At 47.5% G+C, this 17013-nt stretch carries 17 protein-coding genes; 9 read left to right on the top strand and 8 right to left on the bottom strand.

Annotated elements, in window-relative coordinates; genetic code table 11:
• The first annotated feature begins 14 nt into the window (after positions 1-14).
• Positions 15-1526, top strand: coding sequence for an NADH-quinone oxidoreductase subunit M (locus NDI44_RS14295; RefSeq protein ID WP_190412282.1), 1512 nt, complete (start codon positions 15-17; stop codon positions 1524-1526).
• A gap of 156 nt (positions 1527-1682) precedes the next feature.
• Positions 1683-2813, top strand: a complete 1131-nt coding sequence (locus NDI44_RS14290; RefSeq protein WP_190412140.1) for a CO2 hydration protein — start codon at positions 1683-1685, stop codon at positions 2811-2813.
• Between the two features lie 96 nt (positions 2814-2909).
• Here the strand turns inward: NDI44_RS14290 and NDI44_RS14285 are convergent, their stop codons facing one another.
• Positions 2910-3920 carry an SDR family oxidoreductase gene (locus tag NDI44_RS14285; RefSeq protein ID WP_190412139.1) on the bottom strand — a complete coding sequence of 337 codons (1011 nt, stop codon included), beginning with the start codon at positions 3918-3920 and terminating at the stop codon, positions 2910-2912.
• A gap of 508 nt (positions 3921-4428) precedes the next feature.
• Here NDI44_RS14285 and NDI44_RS14280 point away from each other — a divergent pair.
• Positions 4429-4917, top strand: a complete 489-nt coding sequence (locus tag NDI44_RS14280; RefSeq protein ID WP_190412138.1) for a DUF6335 family protein — start codon at positions 4429-4431, stop codon at positions 4915-4917.
• Between the two features lie 111 nt (positions 4918-5028).
• Positions 5029-5256, top strand: coding sequence for a hypothetical protein (locus tag NDI44_RS14275; RefSeq protein ID WP_190412137.1), 228 nt, complete (start codon positions 5029-5031; stop codon positions 5254-5256).
• Here the strand turns inward: NDI44_RS14275 and NDI44_RS14270 are convergent.
• From NDI44_RS14270 to phaA, 5 genes are all read right to left on the bottom strand, one after another.
• Positions 5240-6259 carry an SDR family oxidoreductase gene (locus tag NDI44_RS14270; RefSeq protein WP_190412136.1) on the bottom strand — a complete coding sequence of 340 codons (1020 nt, stop codon included), beginning with the start codon at positions 6257-6259 and terminating at the stop codon, positions 5240-5242. The two genes, NDI44_RS14275 and NDI44_RS14270, sit on opposite strands and share 17 nt — an antisense overlap.
• A gap of 158 nt (positions 6260-6417) precedes the next feature.
• The gene (locus NDI44_RS14265; RefSeq protein ID WP_339380632.1) at positions 6418-7272 is read right to left on the bottom strand and encodes an alpha/beta fold hydrolase; all 855 of its coding nucleotides are present in this window, start codon (positions 7270-7272) and stop codon (positions 6418-6420) included.
• A gap of 83 nt (positions 7273-7355) precedes the next feature.
• On the bottom strand, positions 7356-8078 hold the full coding sequence (gene phaB, locus NDI44_RS14260; RefSeq protein ID WP_190412134.1) for an acetoacetyl-CoA reductase PhaB: 723 nt from the start codon (positions 8076-8078) through the stop codon (positions 7356-7358).
• Between the two features lie 194 nt (positions 8079-8272).
• Positions 8273-9310: a hemerythrin domain-containing protein gene (locus tag NDI44_RS14255; protein ID WP_190412133.1), complete on the bottom strand. Its 1038-nt coding sequence runs from the start codon at positions 9308-9310 to the stop codon at positions 8273-8275.
• Positions 9311-9646: 336 nt separating this feature from the next.
• A complete protein-coding gene (phaA, locus tag NDI44_RS14250; RefSeq protein ID WP_190412132.1) occupies positions 9647-10837 on the bottom strand; it encodes an acetyl-CoA acetyltransferase PhaA in 1191 nt (396 codons plus the stop codon).
• Between the two features lie 364 nt (positions 10838-11201).
• Between phaA and NDI44_RS14245 the strand changes: the two genes are divergently transcribed.
• Together NDI44_RS14245 and NDI44_RS14240 are read left to right on the top strand one after the other, a co-directional pair.
• Positions 11202-11483: a hypothetical protein gene (locus NDI44_RS14245; protein WP_190412131.1), complete on the top strand. Its 282-nt coding sequence runs from the start codon at positions 11202-11204 to the stop codon at positions 11481-11483.
• Between the two features lie 417 nt (positions 11484-11900).
• Positions 11901-13127, top strand: coding sequence for a sensor histidine kinase (locus NDI44_RS14240; RefSeq protein ID WP_190412130.1), 1227 nt, complete (start codon positions 11901-11903; stop codon positions 13125-13127).
• A 46-nt stretch (positions 13128-13173) separates the two neighbouring features.
• On the opposite strand, the gene NDI44_RS14235 is transcribed toward NDI44_RS14240, so the two are convergent.
• The gene (locus tag NDI44_RS14235; RefSeq protein WP_190412129.1) at positions 13174-13581 is read right to left on the bottom strand and encodes a response regulator; all 408 of its coding nucleotides are present in this window, start codon (positions 13579-13581) and stop codon (positions 13174-13176) included.
• Positions 13582-13986: 405 nt separating this feature from the next.
• On the opposite strand from NDI44_RS14235, the gene NDI44_RS14230 reads away from it, so the two are divergent.
• The 3 genes from NDI44_RS14230 to NDI44_RS14220 all read left to right on the top strand — a co-directional run bounded on the left by NDI44_RS14230 (position 13987) and on the right by NDI44_RS14220 (position 16247).
• A complete protein-coding gene (locus tag NDI44_RS14230) occupies positions 13987-14520 on the top strand; it encodes a vitamin K epoxide reductase family protein (RefSeq protein ID WP_190412128.1) in 534 nt (177 codons plus the stop codon).
• A 92-nt stretch (positions 14521-14612) separates the two neighbouring features.
• Complete coding sequence (locus tag NDI44_RS14225; protein ID WP_190412127.1) at positions 14613-14810, top strand: hypothetical protein; 198 nt, start codon at positions 14613-14615, stop codon at positions 14808-14810.
• Between the two features lie 408 nt (positions 14811-15218).
• Positions 15219-16247 carry a chemotaxis protein CheB gene (locus NDI44_RS14220; protein WP_339380190.1) on the top strand — a complete coding sequence of 343 codons (1029 nt, stop codon included), beginning with the start codon at positions 15219-15221 and terminating at the stop codon, positions 16245-16247.
• Between the two features lie 209 nt (positions 16248-16456).
• Here NDI44_RS14220 and NDI44_RS14215 read toward each other — a convergent pair whose 3' ends face one another.
• Positions 16457-16882, bottom strand: coding sequence for a nuclear transport factor 2 family protein (locus tag NDI44_RS14215; RefSeq protein WP_190412126.1), 426 nt, complete (start codon positions 16880-16882; stop codon positions 16457-16459).
• Positions 16883-17013 lie beyond the last annotated feature (131 nt).

Raw genomic sequence — 17013 nt, 5'->3', positions numbered from 1 at the left:
ACCCGTTCCCTAGTATGCTCAGTGCTTTGATTTGGTTGCCGGTAATAGGCGCTGCGATAATCGGGTTTCTGCCCGGAACCATGAACCCGCAAGTCCCCCGGAAAGTGGCTCTGGCTGTTATTAGTGGTGTCTTTATCTGGTCTATTTTCCTAGTGAGCCAGTTTCAATATACAGAGGGGCTGTTACAGTTTTCTGAGTTTATCCCTTGGATTGACACCTTAGGATTGACCTACCATCTCGGTGTGGATGGCTTGTCTTTGCCTTTGCTCGTTTTAAATAGTCTTTTAACAGGAATAGCGCTTTACAGCACGAATGACTCTATTCAGAGACCTCGGTTCTATTACGCTCTAATTTTATTGTTGAATGGGGCTGTCTCTGGTGCCTTTTTAGCGCAGGATTTGCTGTTGTTTTTCCTCTTTTATGAGGTAGAACTGATTCCGCTGTATCTGTTGATTGCTATCTGGGGAGGACAACGGCGAGGCTACGCAGCCACAAAGTTTCTTATTTATACGGCAGTCTCTGGAATTCTAATTTTGGCATCTTTCTTTGGGTTAGTGCTACTCAGTGGTGCCTCGACGTTTGAATTTGAAAAATTGTATGCCCTGTCCCTACCATTAGGGACACAATTTCTGTTGTTGGCAGGAATTTTGGTAGGCTTTGGCATCAAAATTCCTTTAGTTCCCTTCCACACCTGGTTGCCGGATGCTCACGTAGAAGCCTCAACGCCCGTTTCCGTCCTGTTGGCTGGTGTGTTGTTGAAGTTAGGAACCTATGGGTTACTGCGGTTTGGATTGGGTTTGTTTCCCGAAGCGTGGGCGGTTGTGGCACCTTGGTTGGCGACTTGGGCGGTCGTGAGCGCGTTGTATGGTGCATTCAATGCGATCGCTCAAAAAGATATGAAAAAAATGGTGGCTTATAGCTCCATTGCTCACATGAGTTACATCCTGTTAGCCGCCGCCGCCGCCACCCCCCTAAGCCTGATGGGAGCCGTCTTCCAAATGATTGCCCACGGCTTAATTTCATCGCTCCTGTTTCTGGTGGTAGGCGTCGTTTACAACAAGACAGGCACCCGCGATATAGAAACTCTCAAGGGTTTGCTCAATCCAGAGCGCGGCTTGCCCCTAATTGGTAGCTTGATGATAGTCGGGGTCATGGCAAGTTCCGGGATTCCCGGCATGGTAGGTTTTATTTCAGAATTTTTGGTATTCCGGGGCAGTTTCCCCGTGTTTCCGGTTCAAACCCTCCTGTGTCTGGTGGGAACAGGTTTAACCGCCGTGTACTTTTTGCTTTTGGTTAACCGCGCCTTTTTCGGACGCCTGTCTGAAAAAGCTATGAATTTGCCACCCGTCCAGTGGAGCGATCGCTACCCGGCGATGCTTTTAGCAGTTCTGATTGTCATCCTGGGAATACAGCCTAACTGGATGGTGCGTTGGAGTGAATCCACGATGACAGCCATGCTCAACCGATCGAGTATGGTCGCGGAAGTTTCTCCGATTGCTAAATCGGTGGATATCAAAACCGAATAGACCGAATACCCCAACCTTCTTCCCGACCAGGGAAGCGGGAAAATGACTCCTCTCCCCTCTTAGGGAAGGAGTCGGGGGAGTCAATCAGCAGGCAGTTCTGAAAATATTTCCTCTTTTAATTTTTTCATACACATTTTACGGTTACGAATAAGTCTCATGCCAAGCACCGCTTTAAAATTCTCAAATCACCCTCTAGCCGCGTATATTAACCGGCTGCAATCTGGAAAAGCTTTACTTGAGGATACGCCAGAGAATGTATTAGAAGTTGTCGGCATTCTCAAAAGCTATGGAATCGTCCTGGATGCTTATTATAAAAATCTCCTCTACATTGCCGATCATCAATTCTTAGTGCTGTTTCCCTTCTTTAAATACTTCAATGGCGAGATTACTTTTAAGAAGTTGCTGCGCCATTGGTGGCACGACCGGATTAATTATGAGTACGCCGAGTACGTGATGAAGGTGATGCTATGGCACGGTGGCGGTAGTATGGATGCTTACTTAGATTCACCGGAGTTCTACCAGCACGCGAGAACCGCAATCGAAGCCAAAATTAAAACAAACTTGCCCATTAGAGGTCTGGACAAACTGTTTCCAGAGTTTTTGCTCGAACAAGTCCGTCAGCAAGTTTATTACAGCGCTCTCGGTCAATTCTGGGAGGTGATGAGCGAAATGTTTCTCACCTTATCTGACCGCTATGACCGAGGAGAAATCAAATCAATCCCTGATGTGGTAGAACATATCCTGGCGGGTTTGGTCGCAGCGGCGGCTTCGCCAATTACTTACTCAGTAAAAATTCAAGACAAGGTTTATGACATCATTCCCAAATCAGCCGGGTTAACCTTTTTACCTGATGTCGCTGTGCCCTATGTGGAAACGATTTTCTTTAGAGGGACGCCTTTCTTAGGAACGGTTTCCTATAATGCCCAGGCTCAGCAAATTTCTCCCGATCAAAGTAGATTTGAATACGGCGCTCTCTATGCCGATCCACTGCCGGTTGGCGGTGCTGGAATTCCACCGACGCAACTGATGCAAGATATGCGTCATTTTATACCCGAATATTTATACGATTTATACCGTCGCAGCCTTCGGGGAGAAGATGATTTGCGGGTGCAAATTTGCATCAGTTTCCAAAAGTCGATGTTTTGCGTGACCACTGCTGCAATTTTGGGACTGGCACCCCACCCCATTGACACCACCGATCCCTCTGAGCAAGCAGCGAATCAAGCTTATTTAGCGAAATGGATGGATCGGTTTATCACCTCGCGCTTAAATGACGTGAATGGTTAAAGAGTCGATTACTGGTTAATGTTGATTTGAGAAGTAGGGGCATGGTAGTTTCATGCCCTTACAGATATTTAAAACACGATCGACACAGCACTCAATTCACTCTTCGTTTTTGAAAACTTGTGTCGCGAGCAAAGCTAAGGCAACCGTACTAGCGATCGCACCCAACTGGAGAGCCGGATTCTTAGCCAGCCAGTCAGTAAAGCTCGGTATCACCAGATTGCTAAAATCTCCATCCACTCTAGTATCGTCGGGGACAGGCTCATAAAGGTTGTTGCGATCGCTTGGGGACTTCGGCTCATTGGTTCGTTGGGCTTGGAAGCCGATGAGTAGCAACAAGGTATCTGCCAGTTCCGGCGAGAGCCGCTGTAGTGCATCTAGCGCTCTCGCTGCATCCCCAACCAAGTAATCACGAGTGGGATGTTCGGCAACATAGAGGATTGCGTCTACGACCAGCCTGGGGTCGTAGTAGGGCGGTATCCCTGACGGCTTCACGCCTAGCTTGGTGAGACCATTGTTCCAAAAAGGTGTATTGATGACCGCTGGTTTTACACTCGTCACGCTGATGGGGATGCCCTCATGTTGTAGCTCGACGCGCATTGCTTCGAGGAATCCCTCAATCCCATGCTTGGCTGCGGAGTATGCACTTTGATAAGGGAGACTTCGCACGCCCTCCATTGAAGAAATGTGGATTAGCGCCCCCCGTCCCTCTCGCTTGAGATGGGGTAGCGCCGCCATTGCACCGTATACCTGCCCCATCAAGCTAACATCAATAACGCGCTTAAACTCTTCTGGTGTGGTGTTGTCGAATGTGGCAAAGATGCCCACGGCAGGGAGGTGTACCCAGGTATCGAGCCGCCCGTATACCTCTACGGTACGATCTGCGATCGCCTTCACCTGCTCGAATTCTGACACATCAGCTACCACAGCCGTTGCTTCACCACCAAGGCTACGAATCTCGTCCATCAAGGATGCTAGCTTCGACTCACTACGAGCTGAGACAACTAACTTTGCCCCTTTCTTGGCGAACTGAAGGGCTGTCTCGCGCCCGATGCCGCTGCTCGCCCCAACGACGGCAACAACCTGCTGATTGATTGGTTTTAGTTGCATTAATGCTACTCCTGAAAGTTTTTATGCCAAAGAATTCACCTTAAAGGTAAAGTTTTTCTAGAACGTTTGGTCTAATTGGAATCTACAAAATCAACTTTTCAATAATTACATCATACTAAGCAATAGAGAAACAAACATTGTACTTAAGCAGAGTTAAAAGCGCTCTGGATATTGTAAAAATCAAAAATTAGGATCTTGCCTGATTCCTCATCAGTTAAAAGGGGCATATTGGAAGCCGCGAGCGCTTGCTCAATCTACTGATAACTACTCAGACAAATTTATGTGCTTCTAAGCAGAATAATTACTATGCCTTCACTCAACTTCTACCCAAAGCATGGTTTAGCATTAAGCTACGAAGTGCCCGTAGATACATAGAGCTTTAAATTCACGATGAATAAAGTTTTTTATTTGCAGGAATAATAAATTTTCATCCTATTTGTGGATTTTGCTAGTCTCATCTTTAGATATGTTGCATTTATAGGTATTCGCAGGATTCACATAAAGCATTATGGCTGATAAAACTAGGAAAGCAGACAACGAAGGCAATACACGCAAACAAGGAAATCTTTCAGATATACCCATTGAAGATACTGACCTAGTTTCAGATATCCCCGTAGAAGATACTGGCGAACCAATTATTTCAGATTTACCCCAGGCAATTACTGAATCCTTGGGAACGGGTGTTGCCCAAGAGCCAGGACTAGAAATTGGTGGGCGAACCATGCGCGATCGCATGGAGCAGTACACATCGGCTGGCCCAGAACTAACCGGCGGTGATATCGATGCTCGTTGGGATCAGGCGGAAGCGGTTGGTGACGAAGCAGTAGGGGGAACTGTTGCTACTCCGGATCAGAATGTTGTTGACGAACTCGGAGTTGCTGTTGGGCTTGATTATGACGACGGCGTATCTCTTCAGACAAACGATATTTTGGAGTCACGGGACGCTGGTCGATGGGAGTTAGACCCCATGTCTGCGGAAGATTATCCGGAGCATTGAGTATTGTGTGGAGCGCGATCGCATTTTCAGTGAGATTCCAGTAAACCCTTGCAATCAGGGAACTCCCAGAAAAAAATTATCAATCTAGATTAATCCTACTAAGAGCAGTTTATGGCAACCCCAGATCCCGACACCAGACCAATAGACCTAGAAATCACTGGAAACATTGATACACCAGATACACCATCGATGCCAGCTCCAGATGCCTATGTTAATCTAGGCGATTCGGCAAGCAACCCTCTAATTATTTCACCCCTGTCGGAAGAAGCAGAAGCAATGGACTATCAGGAAGAGACTGAAGATGCCGAACGCTCAACAGCAGCTAGTGAGGGAGAGTGACTTCTGTTGGCAGAGTTAACAGAGCCGCTCCGAGTACAACAACACTTGCGATCGCGCCCCACTTGAAAGCGGGATTTTTATCCAGCCAGTCGGTAAGGCTCGGTATCGCTAAGTTGCTAAAATCTCCCTTAACGCGGTCATGGGCTGGGATAGATTCATAAAGATTGCTTGGCGCATCGTCTGACTTTGGCTCGTCGGTGCGCTGGAGTTTAAAGGCAACACGCTGCAATATGGCATCTACCAGTCCAGGCGAAAGCCGTTGAAGCAAATCTAGCGTTCTAGCCGCATCCCCAACGAGGAAGTCACGGGTGGGATGTTCGGCAACGTAGAGAACCGCGTCAGCGACCAAGCTGGGTTCGTAGAAAGGCGGTAGGCTGGCTGGCTTCACACCTAACCTGGTAAGTGCATTGTTGTACAGAGGTGTGTTGACAGCGGCGGGTTTGACACTCGTAACGCTGATGGGGATTTTCTCATGTTGCAGTTCGACGCGCAGGGATTCAATAAATCCCTCCATACCGTGCTTTGCGGTGCAGTAGGAACTCTGAAGCGGGAGACTTCGCCTGCCCAAGACGGAAGAGAGATGGATCAGCGCCCCTCGCCCCTCACGTTTGAGATGAGGTATTGCCGCCATCGCACCGTATGCCTGCCCGACCAATCCGACATCAATAACGCGCTTGAACTCTTCGGGTGTTGTCTTATCGAAGGCGGCATAGACGGCAATCGCGGGGCAATGCACCCAGGTATCGAGTCGCCCGTACACCTCTACAGTACGGTCTGCGATCGCTTTCACCTGCTCGAATACCGTCACATCGGCGACGATAGCAGTTGCCTCACCGCCGAAGCTTTTAATCTCGTCCACCAAGGACGCTAGCTTTGACTCACTGCGAGCAGAAACGACCACCTTTGCCCCTTTCTTGGCAAATTGGAGGGCTGTTTCCCGCCCGATGCCGCTGCTCGCTCCCACGACTGCAACGACCTGCTGATTGATTGCCTTCAGTTGCATCAATGCTACTCCTTAAAGTCCTCATTAAAAATTCTTCACCTCTGGTGGTGAAGCCAATCTAGAAATGCTTGATTTAAGTGAAATCTACGAGTTCAACTTCTACCCAAAAAATAAGCCAGAGCAAGCGTGCCTACATCAGCCGCAGGGTTGACAGTTCTCTAAGCACCAACTCCAGCAAGAAACTGGCTCAACTCAGCACTGAAAATCTCCGGGCGTTCGACATGGGGTAAGTGACCGCAATCGGGGATTAAGGCGAGGTGTCCTTGCTTTAGGCGGCTAACCGCGTCGTGAGCTTGCTCTTTTGGGAGAACCAAATCCTCCGTCCCCCACACGACAAGAGTCGGCATTGGTAACTCTCCTAGAGAGTCGAGAAACACTTGATGCTGTCCAAATACATTCAGTTGGGCGCGCAGCGAGGTCAGAGTAGCTTGGAGAAAACCGGGCATCTGAGACATTCGCTCTTGCTCTGCTATCCACACCGCGGGAGCCTGCGCGGGGTGGGCGAAGAACAGTGTCGCCCGTAACCAAGACCGCATTTTAGCGCCAGGAGGCGTTTGGCACCCAACGATCGCTACATCCCCATACCCAGGTAAAGTTAACTGAGACAGCAACGGGGTGACAGCGTAACCAAGCCCGGAACTATCTACCAGCACCAAAGCTGCGACTTGTTCGGGACGGGATAGGGCAAAGCGTAACGCAACTTGACCGCCTAGGGAGTTGCCGACTAGCACCGCCCGCTCAATTCCCAGCGCGTCAAGAAAATCTACCAAGAACTGCTTAAGAAACTCTGGCGTGTACTCAAGGGATGGTTTGGCACTATCACCAAAACCGGGAAAGTCCGGCGCATAGACGTGATAGGTAGCTCCCAGGTTGGGAAGCACCCAAGACCAATCAAGAGCGCTGGCACTATCTCCATGTAGCAGCACTAACGGTAGACCATCATCGCCTGCTTTAAAGTACCGGATGCTTAAACCGCTCACATTGATTCGCCGCTCTTCAACCTCTGTTTTCACGCTTGGCTCCAATCCCATCTAAATAATGAAGTTTAATTATTAGTGTTGAATGTCCATTCAACCCAATGCGATCGCTATTACCCTCAAGTGTGATGAGCGCCGTTGACTCTCACAACTTCGCCAGTGACGTAGCTGCTTGCGCTCGGCGAAAGCAGGAACGCAACTGCCCAAGCAACTTCCTCTGGCTTACCGAAGCGACGAAGCGGAATCTCGGACACAATGCGCTCTTTCACCTTATCTGGCACCGATTTAACCATATCAGTCTCAATAAATCCCGGTGATACAGCGTTGACTCGTACCCCATAACGAGCCGCCTCTAAAGCGAGGGACTTAGTTAAACCAATCACAGCCGCCTTGGTTGCGGCGTAGTTCGTTTGACCGATGTTTCCCCGCTCACCCGAAATCGAGCTAATGCAAACCACAGAGCCTTCTTTCCGCTCGTACATTTTGGGGATAACGGGCATCAGCGTGTTGTAGACGCCTTTCAAGTTAGTGTCAATTACGGCATCCCAGTTTTCAGTCGTCAGTTTAGGAAAAAAGTTGTCTTGAGTAATCCCAGCATTCGCTACAATCCCGTAAATTGACCCTAGTTTCTGTTCAACCTGTTCTGCTACTGCTTCCATCGCTGCTTTGTCGGTTACATCAGCTTGGATTGCGATCGCTTTATGCTGACCATTGGTAGCGCTGCGGTGGGTGTAAGCTACCTTAGCTCCCAGCTCCTCCAAGAGACTGACGATAGCGGCTCCTATCCCTCGATTACCACCCGTTACCAAGACGACTTTATCTTCCAGTCCCAAAGACACCATGAGCCACTTTCACCCCTATTTCTATTACTGATTCCAGTGTCTTCGCCGCTTAGCGCCAATATTTGCAGTTGTAGGTTGGGAGGATGGATTTATTAACGTCCAATTTCCTACGTAGGGGCATGGCATTGCCATGCCCCTACAAATCGCGAATTGTGTATGTAATCAGTACAGCAAGATGCTGACTTTTATTGCAATTAGGCTGACATTTCTTGCTGAATCTTGCTCTTGGCAGCTTTGAATTCAGTAGCCATTTGCTCTTTCTGCTCAGTGCTACAATTTTTGTCAATTGCCGTGAACATCGTAAATTCTTCTTGGCGAATGTGGTCGCCAACCACTTCCATTAGGTCTTTAATTTTTGATCTGAAATGGTCGGCATTAGCAGGGTCAATCGCCTTAATTTCATCGAGCATCTGCTTCATTTGCGCTTGCTCATCGTAAAGCTCTTGAGTGTTGTCATCGCCGTAGAAAGAGCGTACTTTCGGGTACACTACTTCTTCTTCTGCTTGAGCGTGTGCTAATAAATCTTTGTAGATTTGCCCGAAATACTCTTGGAGCTTTTGAGGATCTTTCGTCGCCCCAACTTCAGTGAAAAGTGTATTTACTTTCTCATGATCCAGCCGGATAAGGGTCTGGATATTCATATCTTGCTTGTCAGTGTTTTGCGTAACCACACTGCCAGCTACACCCGATAGGGCAGCAACTGCATCTTGCACCCTTGCCCAGAGTCCCTGATGCGCGTCTTGACCCGTCATTTCGCGGACTCCCACCTGTTCGAGCATCCCCTTGAGCTGTTCTTGGTGAGCGCGACCCTCGAAGTTGACAGTATTGAGAGGCCCAATTGCCAGTTCAATATCAGCCCCTACCACCTGAGCGGCTTTGTGGATCATGATTCCACTCATGGCTTGACCATGCTTTATCAGTTCGTGGTGAATGAGTTTTTGATAATAGGTAAACTCATCACCTGACATCATTTGCTCAAACTGCGGAATAAATATCTTGGTTGCAGCACTCGGTTCAGATTGAATGCCGTATTGAACGATTACAGTGTCTATGATGCCCAGGTGTTTCTGGTCATCAGAAAGCATATTTTGCAGACGCTCACGGACATCTTCATAAGGGCAAGAATCTATGAGTTTTTGCTCGTTAGAGATGATTAAATTTAGAAAGGCTTTCAAGTCTGCCAATCTTTCAGCGATCGCCATCCGCTTTGTATCGTCTATTGTTGTAACCATGCTTTGTTATCCTGTAGGAAAATAATCTGATTGATACCCGCTTCACCGCAGAGGTAATGTAGCTCAATACGAGTTGCCCAAATATTACTCACAGAGCTTTTAGAGGCGTTGTTCACCCCTTGCTTTGAGAACCCGAACGAACACCATTACCTTAGTTCTGGAAATGGGTTATTTCAAGCGAAAAAAACCTTGAATATCTTGATTTTGTCGTTGATCCAGTTCTCTTCCACCTAGCCCAGGTTAGATGTTTTGGTTTAGTCCACGAAAAGCTGAGTTGAGTTACTGAACCAAGAATTCTACGGCTATACGTTGTAAAAACCTTGGAAGTGTCAATTATCAAAGCCGCTCAATTGCGATCGCAGTTCCGCCACCAGTTCCATGACACACCGATGCCAGTCCCATCTGTCCATTTCGCTCCTGTAAGGCGTTGAGCAGCGTGACGATAATTCGCGCCCCCGACGCACCGATGGGATGCCCCAGCGCGATCGCTCCTCCATAGACATTCAGCTTCTCGTAAGGAATGCCCAGCTTCCGGTTGAACAGCACGCTACTCAGAGCAAAAGCCTCGTTGTTCTCGAACAAGTCAAAATCGTAGATTCTCATCTTGAGCTTGTCTAAAAGCTTGTTGACTGCCAGAATCGGAACTTCCGGGAAGCGCCAAGTTTCTCCACCTATCGACGCTCCCCCAAGGATGCGAGCTAAAGGTTTGAGTTTAAAGCGTTCCACCGCCGTTTTGCTTGCCAAAACTAAACCTGCGGCTCCATCGGATATCTGACTGCTGTTTCCAGCCGTGAACACCCCATCTTCTCTAAAAGCAGGTTTTAGCTTGGCAAGGCTCTGCAAGGTGGTTTCGGGGCGAATTCCCTCATCCTTGTCCACGAGTTGCAAACCTTTTTTGCCCTCTATTCTTATTGGTGCAATCTCCTTGTTGAACCAGCCGTTCTCGGTTGCGATCGCTGCCCTAGCTTGTGAATATAGCGCTACTTCGTCCAAATCCTGCCGCGTCACTTGGTAAGCTGCTGCCAGCCGCTCAGCTTGCTCTCCCATCGTTTCGGTGGTCGTGGAATCGGTAAGACCGTCCTCAAGTAAAATATCGCTGAGTTGCTCTGGCGCACCCAGTAACGTCTTATACCCCCATCTGGCTCGATGCGACAGGAAAAACCCTGTCTGAGACATCGATTCCATGCCGCCAGCCAGTACGATTTCCGCTTCGCCAGAACGGATAGCCGTGGCGGCGTTCATCACGCTCATCATTCCCGACGAACACACCATATCCACTGCATACCCATTCACCGTCTGGGGAATCCCGGTTTTGAAAGCTGCCTGACGGGGCAAAGACTGCCCGTGTCCCGCCCTGAGTACATTACCAAAGATATATAGGTCTAAAGCTTCCCCCGAAACTTCTGCCCGATCCAACGCTGCTTGCATGACGTGGGCACCTAATTCTACTGGGGAAAAACCCGCTAACGCACCTCCGAACCGACCGAGCGGTGTCCGTACTGCCGAGACAATATAGGCTTCTTGCATACATCCTCATTATTTTTTACAATGTCAGGTCTTGTAACTTTACTAACTTAAGGCGGGATATTTCTTGAGGCTACTTTCATTAGTTTCAGGAAGGTTTCACCATTTACAATAAAGTCGAACTCAAGCCAGCAATTGTGATAGCTTCCCGCAGATAAATTAACCCCTATTCTGCGACAAAGGGATTTTTCCCAAGACCGTAACGCCGAAATTCAAGAGGCGCTTTTTTGTAAATTATATTTACAATTAACTTAAAAAATTTAGTTTATTTATAAATCATCCATTAGAGCTAATCAACAATTATTATTTGATTAAAATAGTGGACAAGCCATCGGTATTCCATAAGAAAGTAACAGGAGTAACACTAATGGATTGGGCGAATAATTTTGAGCAGTTTACCAGACAGTTAAGCGAGTTGCAGAGTGGTATTCTCAAGAGCTGGACTTCTACCATGCCGACTATGCAAGGTTTCAATACACCCAGTTACCGCGAGAATTTCGAGAAAACTTTGAAATTCCAGGAAGAAGTGCTGGCAAGTTCTCTGCAATTTCAGGCTTTGCTGGCTCGTCTGTCAATCGAAACTCAGAAGCAATTGTGGGAGGGATATTTTAATACGATCCGGAGTACACAAAGCCAAAAATCTGAGTGACTATTAGAGTTGCTTTTGAGATACGAGTGGTTTCAGGTTTTTTAGAGTTTGTTTGTAAAACAATTTACTTTGCAAACATCCTCTAAGGATTAATAAAGCTCGCCAATGTATTTGTTGGGAGCTTTTTTTACTATAAAACAGTTTTGGAAAAAAGTTTTATATTCGCTTCTTATCATCAAAGCTTTCAATCTAGTAAACAAGCCACAAACCAAAATAAACCTGCTAATTTATTTAATCCTCTACCTACAGAAAGGACATAATGTTAAGCAAGCTTGTACTTTTGAATACAAAGGCCGAAGCTGAACTTTGGAAAGATTTCCTAAAGTCCAGTTACCCGACAAGTAAACTGCGCGATCGCTCAATGTAGAATGATGCCAAGAAGGTTTTGACCGATTCCTCCTCACGCCTCTTGCCATCATGGATTTTAGCCAATTGCTTGTTAGAAAAATAGACGCGATCGCCAAAAACTGGGTTGAAGCAGTCCGCTTGGATAGGCAGATTTCCAGCACTGACGATTTACCCAGATCGGCGATCCGGAATCATATTCCTGATGTGCTAAAAGCGATGGCAACTGTACTTTCCCGCTCCCAAGAAAACGATATTCAGTCCATCGTCCAGAACAGTTTGCATCATGGTGTTCTGCGGGCTGAACAAGGTTTCGCTACCACTGAAATTGCGCGAGAGTATCGTCTACTGCGCCAGACGATCTTTTCCACTTTAGAGGCAGATTTACTAGAGGGTACGGTTCCGGAAGTGATGCGAACCTACAATGCAATTGACGCGACCATCGACGAAGCGATCGCCCAATGCTTCAAAAGTTATGTAGAGGAGCGATTGCAAGAACTACAGCAGGTGCAAAGTCAGGTAGAGTTAACCAATCAAGAACTCACTCGCTTGGTAAAAGCGAATCAGGATAATCTCTCTCAACTAGCCCACGAACTGAAAAATCCTCTGAATTCAATTATTGGCTACTCGGAGCTGATGTTACGCTCTTCACGAAAGAATGTTGAAGTTCAAGACAATTTCCCGAATCTGGAACACATTGAGCGCGTGCTACGCAATAGCAGGCACTTACTGCGCCTGATCAACGATACCCTGGAAATTTCCCGGTATTCAGCAGGGAAGATAGAACTGCACCCAGAACTAATAGATGTACGCTCTTTAATCAACAATGTAGTTGAAATGTTGGAGCCTTTGGCAGCAGCCAAAGAGCTACAAATGGTGGTTGATTGTGATTCGGCTAGTGCCGATAGTTCTGCTGCACGCGCTCCTGAAAAAGTGCTGACAGACGCCTTGCGATTGCAGCAAATTGTCACGAATCTTTTAAGCAACGCAATTCGCTACACAGAGACAGGAAGTGTCCAATTAACGTGTCAGATGTTATCTGATAACCGCTGGTCTATTGCAGTGAGCGACACTGGTATTGGCATTGCTCCTGAAGACCAGGCGCGGGTTTTTGACCCCTTCTTTCAAGCTGGAACTCGCGATCGCATGCCCGATAGCACTGGCTTAGGTTTGGCAATTGTCGCCCAACTGGTAAACCTAATGCAAGGCAAAATCGAGCTGGTATCCCAGGTTGGCCTTGGCTCCACCTTCACCGTCATCTTGCCCCTAGAAGTGAAAACCCTAGAATCAATTTCTTGAATTTTGGTTTTATCTGGTTTTTCTTTTAACTGTATAATTCTTGAAATTATTGAGCAGGATTAACGATACTTTTCAATCGCAAAGAGGCTTTAATTCTTGCCATTAACTCCTCAAAATCAATCGGCTTCCGAATGAAGTCATTCGCTCCTAACTCTAATCCTTGAGGGATATTAGCACTCTCACTTGCCGTAATCATCAGAATCGGAATAAAAGGGAGTTGCGGATTTTCCCGAATCCGCCGAGTTACTTCATAACCATCCATTCCTGGCATCATGGCATCCATCAACACTAAATCCGGTGGCGATGCTTCTATCTTGGCTAACGCTGACTTACCATTTCTAGCGCTATCAATCTCATACCCTTCTTCCGCCAAAATCTCCTCTAGGAGGGATACATTATCCTCTAGATCATCTACCAATAAAATGCGTTTAGCTTGAGATTGAGACGATACCATAAAATCGACCCTCCATTTGGGGAAAGATGCTTATAAAAGCTTTTAAATTTTCCAATCTTTTAAATAATAGTTATTTGCTTACTAGCTAACCTCTTACCTAAGGGGAGTTTCACTTAAACCAACGGAAAATCGTGAGAAGAAAAAAGAATCTAAATATTAAGCCAATTTGTAATCTTGAATACAAAAAAATATGAATTGTAACATTTTATAACTACCTCCAGCGTCAGAGGTAGGCATCAAACCGATTCGTGAAAATGGTAAGCAATTTATTCGAGTATCAGCATCGGCAGCATTGGGCGCGATTGCTGCCGAATTGGATGCAGACTGCGTATTCTATTCGTCGGTTGAAAACTCCGTGCAAGCCGATGCGACCGTCAACGCATACGTTATTGAGGATTGCGCTTCATGGAGCCACAACAACTAAGTCAGGAACTGCGGAAAGGACAAAACCCTCACATGAGCCGTCGCCGAGCGATTATCGGCTTGTCTATGCTAGGGGGTTCGATGGGACAGCTTGTTAGCCTATATCAGACCGGGATTATTAGCCACCTACCCGATCCTCCCGGACAAACGCTTTTCGATGCAGACCGCGTTGACGCATCTAACTATGCTTACAGCCGATTTAACTCACCCGATGGCCCGATAATGGTGCTTACTTACGCCATCACCGCCTGGTTGGCGGCTGCGGGTGGTCTCGATCGCGCTAGACGCAACCCGCTCTTACCCATTGCAATGGGTATCAAGATCCTGATTGACGTGGTGACTAATCTTGAGCTAGCTCGTGAAGAGTGGAGCGAGAACAAAGCCTTTTGCGAGTACTGCCAGGTGGCGACGGTTTGCTCGTTAACGTCTCTAGTGCTGGCAGCGCCTGAAGTGATTGCCGCTACTCGCGCCTTGCTGGGACAGGGCGACAAGAACACCGCAGACGACGCACAGTAAACGATACCAGGAAAGCGCGAAGCACCCTCAATTCCTTGCTTAGGGGCATGGCAGTATGCCCCTACATGAATGATCGGTAAGGGATAAATAAGTTGGTTGTTGCGATTGGTGAGCGAGAAGTGCGCGATTCTCTTTCGGAGACGCTACGCGATCGCTTAGACAATCCCGAAGATTTCGAGCGGATTCAGCAGACGGTGCAAATGTTCAAGGATGTTTTGCCAGAAATAATTGTACAGGATGCCCTATTTCATAGGGGTCTGGCAAATCTTAAACCCGTCACTAAACTTTGACCGGAATTGAGGAGATTTCATCAGATGGTGGTTGAGCGATCGCTGATTTAAGGCGTTAAATCAGCAGTGGATACGATTTGTTAAGCCTGTAATGCTGATAGAAAGAGCATTACAGGCTTAGTTTTGTCTTCTCCTCCTGAGAAGAGAATTTTGCCTAGATTGACCAACAATCAGACAGTTGCTCTTAGCGACCATTTTTCCCCTGCTAGACAAAGGCGAGTTTCGATAAGCTGGAAGAAACGAACAAGCGCAAGCAGCCTATAAGTTTTTGCTGTTAGCAGTCACAAGAGGATACCACTTACTATTTTTACCATTCATAAACGACTGGACTTGAGTGAGTAGATGCGTTCTACTCTCGCTAAAAATCATGAATTCCGCAAGGTAATCGCTTTTAGTCAAGGAAGATAAGTGATAAAGCCTGAGATCGTCGTCATTGGAGCATCGGCGGGAGGGATGGAAGCCCTGAAAAAGCTCCTTGCTCAACTCCCCTCCAATTTTCCGGGTGCTATTTTTATTGTTTGGCATATTGCCCCAGCGTATCCAAGTGTTTTGCCCCAAATTCTGGATCGGGTTTGCTCGCTGCCAGTCGCCCATGCAATTGACAAAGAGGCAATCAAACCGGGACGGGTTTATGTTGCTCCCCCCGATCACCATCTGCTTGTCGAATCGGGGTATGTCCGAGTCACGAAGGGACCGAAAGAAAATCGCTTTCGTCCCTCGATTGACGTCTTATTCCGCTCCGCCGCTCGGAGCTATGGAAATCAAGCGATCGGGGTGGTTCTTACTGGAATGCTTGATGATGGGGCATCTGGGCTGTACGCAGTGAAGGAGCAAGGCGGGAAAGCGATTGTCCAAGACCCTTTTGATGCACTTCACGCCTCCATGCCTATCCAAGCGATGAAAGCGGTAGAGGTTGATTGGTGCGTCCCCGTCGCAGAAATGGGCGCTTTATTGATTGAGATGACAAACGAAGCCGTCGAGAAGAAAGGAGGACATCTGGTGTCTGAGCAGATGGACATTGAAGTCAAAGTAGCGCGGGAAGACAATGCTTTTGAGAGCGGCATCATGAAGCTTGGGAAGCTCTCTCCCTATACCTGTCCAGAGTGCCACGGGATGCTTCTGCAACTGAAAGAAGGCAACATTATCCGGTTCCGTTGCCATACAGGACATGCCTATTCCCTAAATTCTCTGCTTGTAGAAGTAACGGAGTCTATTGAAGCCTCACTTTGGAAAACACTTCGCGGGATCGAGGAGAGCGAAATGTTAATGAGCCACATGGCTAAACATCTGGGCGAAACGAACGATAGTGAGATGGCGGAACGCTTTTTGCAAAAATCCGAACAAGCAAATAGGCGAGCTAGCCTAGTTAGGCAGGCGGTGATGAGCCACGAAACGCTAAGTCAGGAGAAGATAATTAACCTGGATGGGTATGAGTAGCGACCAACCAAAAGCTTACAAATCGCCCAAGTTTGCCAAAAATCGACACGATTAAATCACCGCCCTATCTACAATTCACTGAAGATATTGAATCAGGCAAATAACTTTTGAACCGCCATCCTTCAGGCTACCGCCCGCGATCGCAGTACTGAAAAATACGCTAGGCACCTTTTGAACTATCAAGTCTACCTCCACGGCTACTGCTCAGGCTACTGCTCAGACGTTCCCGGCTCAATCCGTGCCCCAAGCTGAAGAATCCGTCCGAGATCGTCAGCGTTTCGCCAAGTTTCAAGTATCTTGCCGTCAGCAATCCAATGAATGAACGTAGCCATGAATGTCTGAGGCTGACCGCGACCGGGTATACCAAGGAAACTGTCTTGGACACAGGTGTTGATCGCACGCACGGCAACTTTGTCACCCTCAGCAATTACGTCTTCAATCGTCCATTTCTGCTCGATAGGCCCCATTGTCCGAAAGAGTTCGCGAACCCCGTCCGGTCCAGGGATAAGCTCTGGCGGACCACCATGCATCCTCCAAGTCGGGGCAGTCATCTCGCAGATATCCTCAATCTTGTGTTCGTTGATGAGTTCAAACCAGCGCCGAGCAATTATTTTGTTGTCCTCGATAGAAGACATGGCTGCCCCTCCTAACGGGACTTAAACAGATTTCAAGCCCAAATAAAACCCAAAGCAGCTTTATAGGCTGAGAATACATCTCGATTAGCGTTCACCCACTCCATAAAACGGAAAGACATCGCTGTCCGAAA

Origin of the sequence: Trichocoleus sp. DQ-A3 (assembly GCF_039961975.1) — a bacterium.
GTDB lineage: Bacteria > Cyanobacteriota > Cyanobacteriia > Cyanobacteriales > FACHB-T130 > FACHB-T130.
Note: the sequence above shows the minus strand (reverse complement) of the source record. Positions and strands in the feature narration are given on the sequence as shown.

What these genes read in the sequence shown, in the direction of transcription:
- NDI44_RS14295 (WP_190412282.1), top strand. Translation starts at nt 15, where the DNA reads ATGCTCAGTGCTTTGATTTGGTTGCCGGTAATAGGCGCTGCGATAATC.
- NDI44_RS14290 (WP_190412140.1), top strand. Translation starts at nt 1,683, where the DNA reads ATGCCAAGCACCGCTTTAAAATTCTCAAATCACCCTCTAGCCGCGTAT.
- NDI44_RS14285 (WP_190412139.1), bottom strand. Translation starts at nt 3,920, where the DNA reads ATGCAACTAAAACCAATCAATCAGCAGGTTGTTGCCGTCGTTGGGGCG.
- NDI44_RS14280 (WP_190412138.1), top strand. Translation starts at nt 4,429, where the DNA reads ATGGCTGATAAAACTAGGAAAGCAGACAACGAAGGCAATACACGCAAA.
- NDI44_RS14275 (WP_190412137.1), top strand. Translation starts at nt 5,029, where the DNA reads ATGGCAACCCCAGATCCCGACACCAGACCAATAGACCTAGAAATCACT.
- NDI44_RS14270 (WP_190412136.1), bottom strand. Translation starts at nt 6,259, where the DNA reads ATGCAACTGAAGGCAATCAATCAGCAGGTCGTTGCAGTCGTGGGAGCG.
- phaB (WP_190412134.1), bottom strand. Translation starts at nt 8,078, where the DNA reads ATGGTGTCTTTGGGACTGGAAGATAAAGTCGTCTTGGTAACGGGTGGT.
- NDI44_RS14255 (WP_190412133.1), bottom strand. Translation starts at nt 9,310, where the DNA reads ATGGTTACAACAATAGACGATACAAAGCGGATGGCGATCGCTGAAAGA.
- phaA (WP_190412132.1), bottom strand. Translation starts at nt 10,837, where the DNA reads ATGCAAGAAGCCTATATTGTCTCGGCAGTACGGACACCGCTCGGTCGG.
- NDI44_RS14245 (WP_190412131.1), top strand. Translation starts at nt 11,202, where the DNA reads ATGGATTGGGCGAATAATTTTGAGCAGTTTACCAGACAGTTAAGCGAG.
- NDI44_RS14240 (WP_190412130.1), top strand. Translation starts at nt 11,901, where the DNA reads ATGGATTTTAGCCAATTGCTTGTTAGAAAAATAGACGCGATCGCCAAA.
- NDI44_RS14235 (WP_190412129.1), bottom strand. Translation starts at nt 13,581, where the DNA reads ATGGTATCGTCTCAATCTCAAGCTAAACGCATTTTATTGGTAGATGAT.
- NDI44_RS14230 (WP_190412128.1), top strand. Translation starts at nt 13,987, where the DNA reads ATGGAGCCACAACAACTAAGTCAGGAACTGCGGAAAGGACAAAACCCT.
- NDI44_RS14215 (WP_190412126.1), bottom strand. Translation starts at nt 16,882, where the DNA reads ATGTCTTCTATCGAGGACAACAAAATAATTGCTCGGCGCTGGTTTGAA.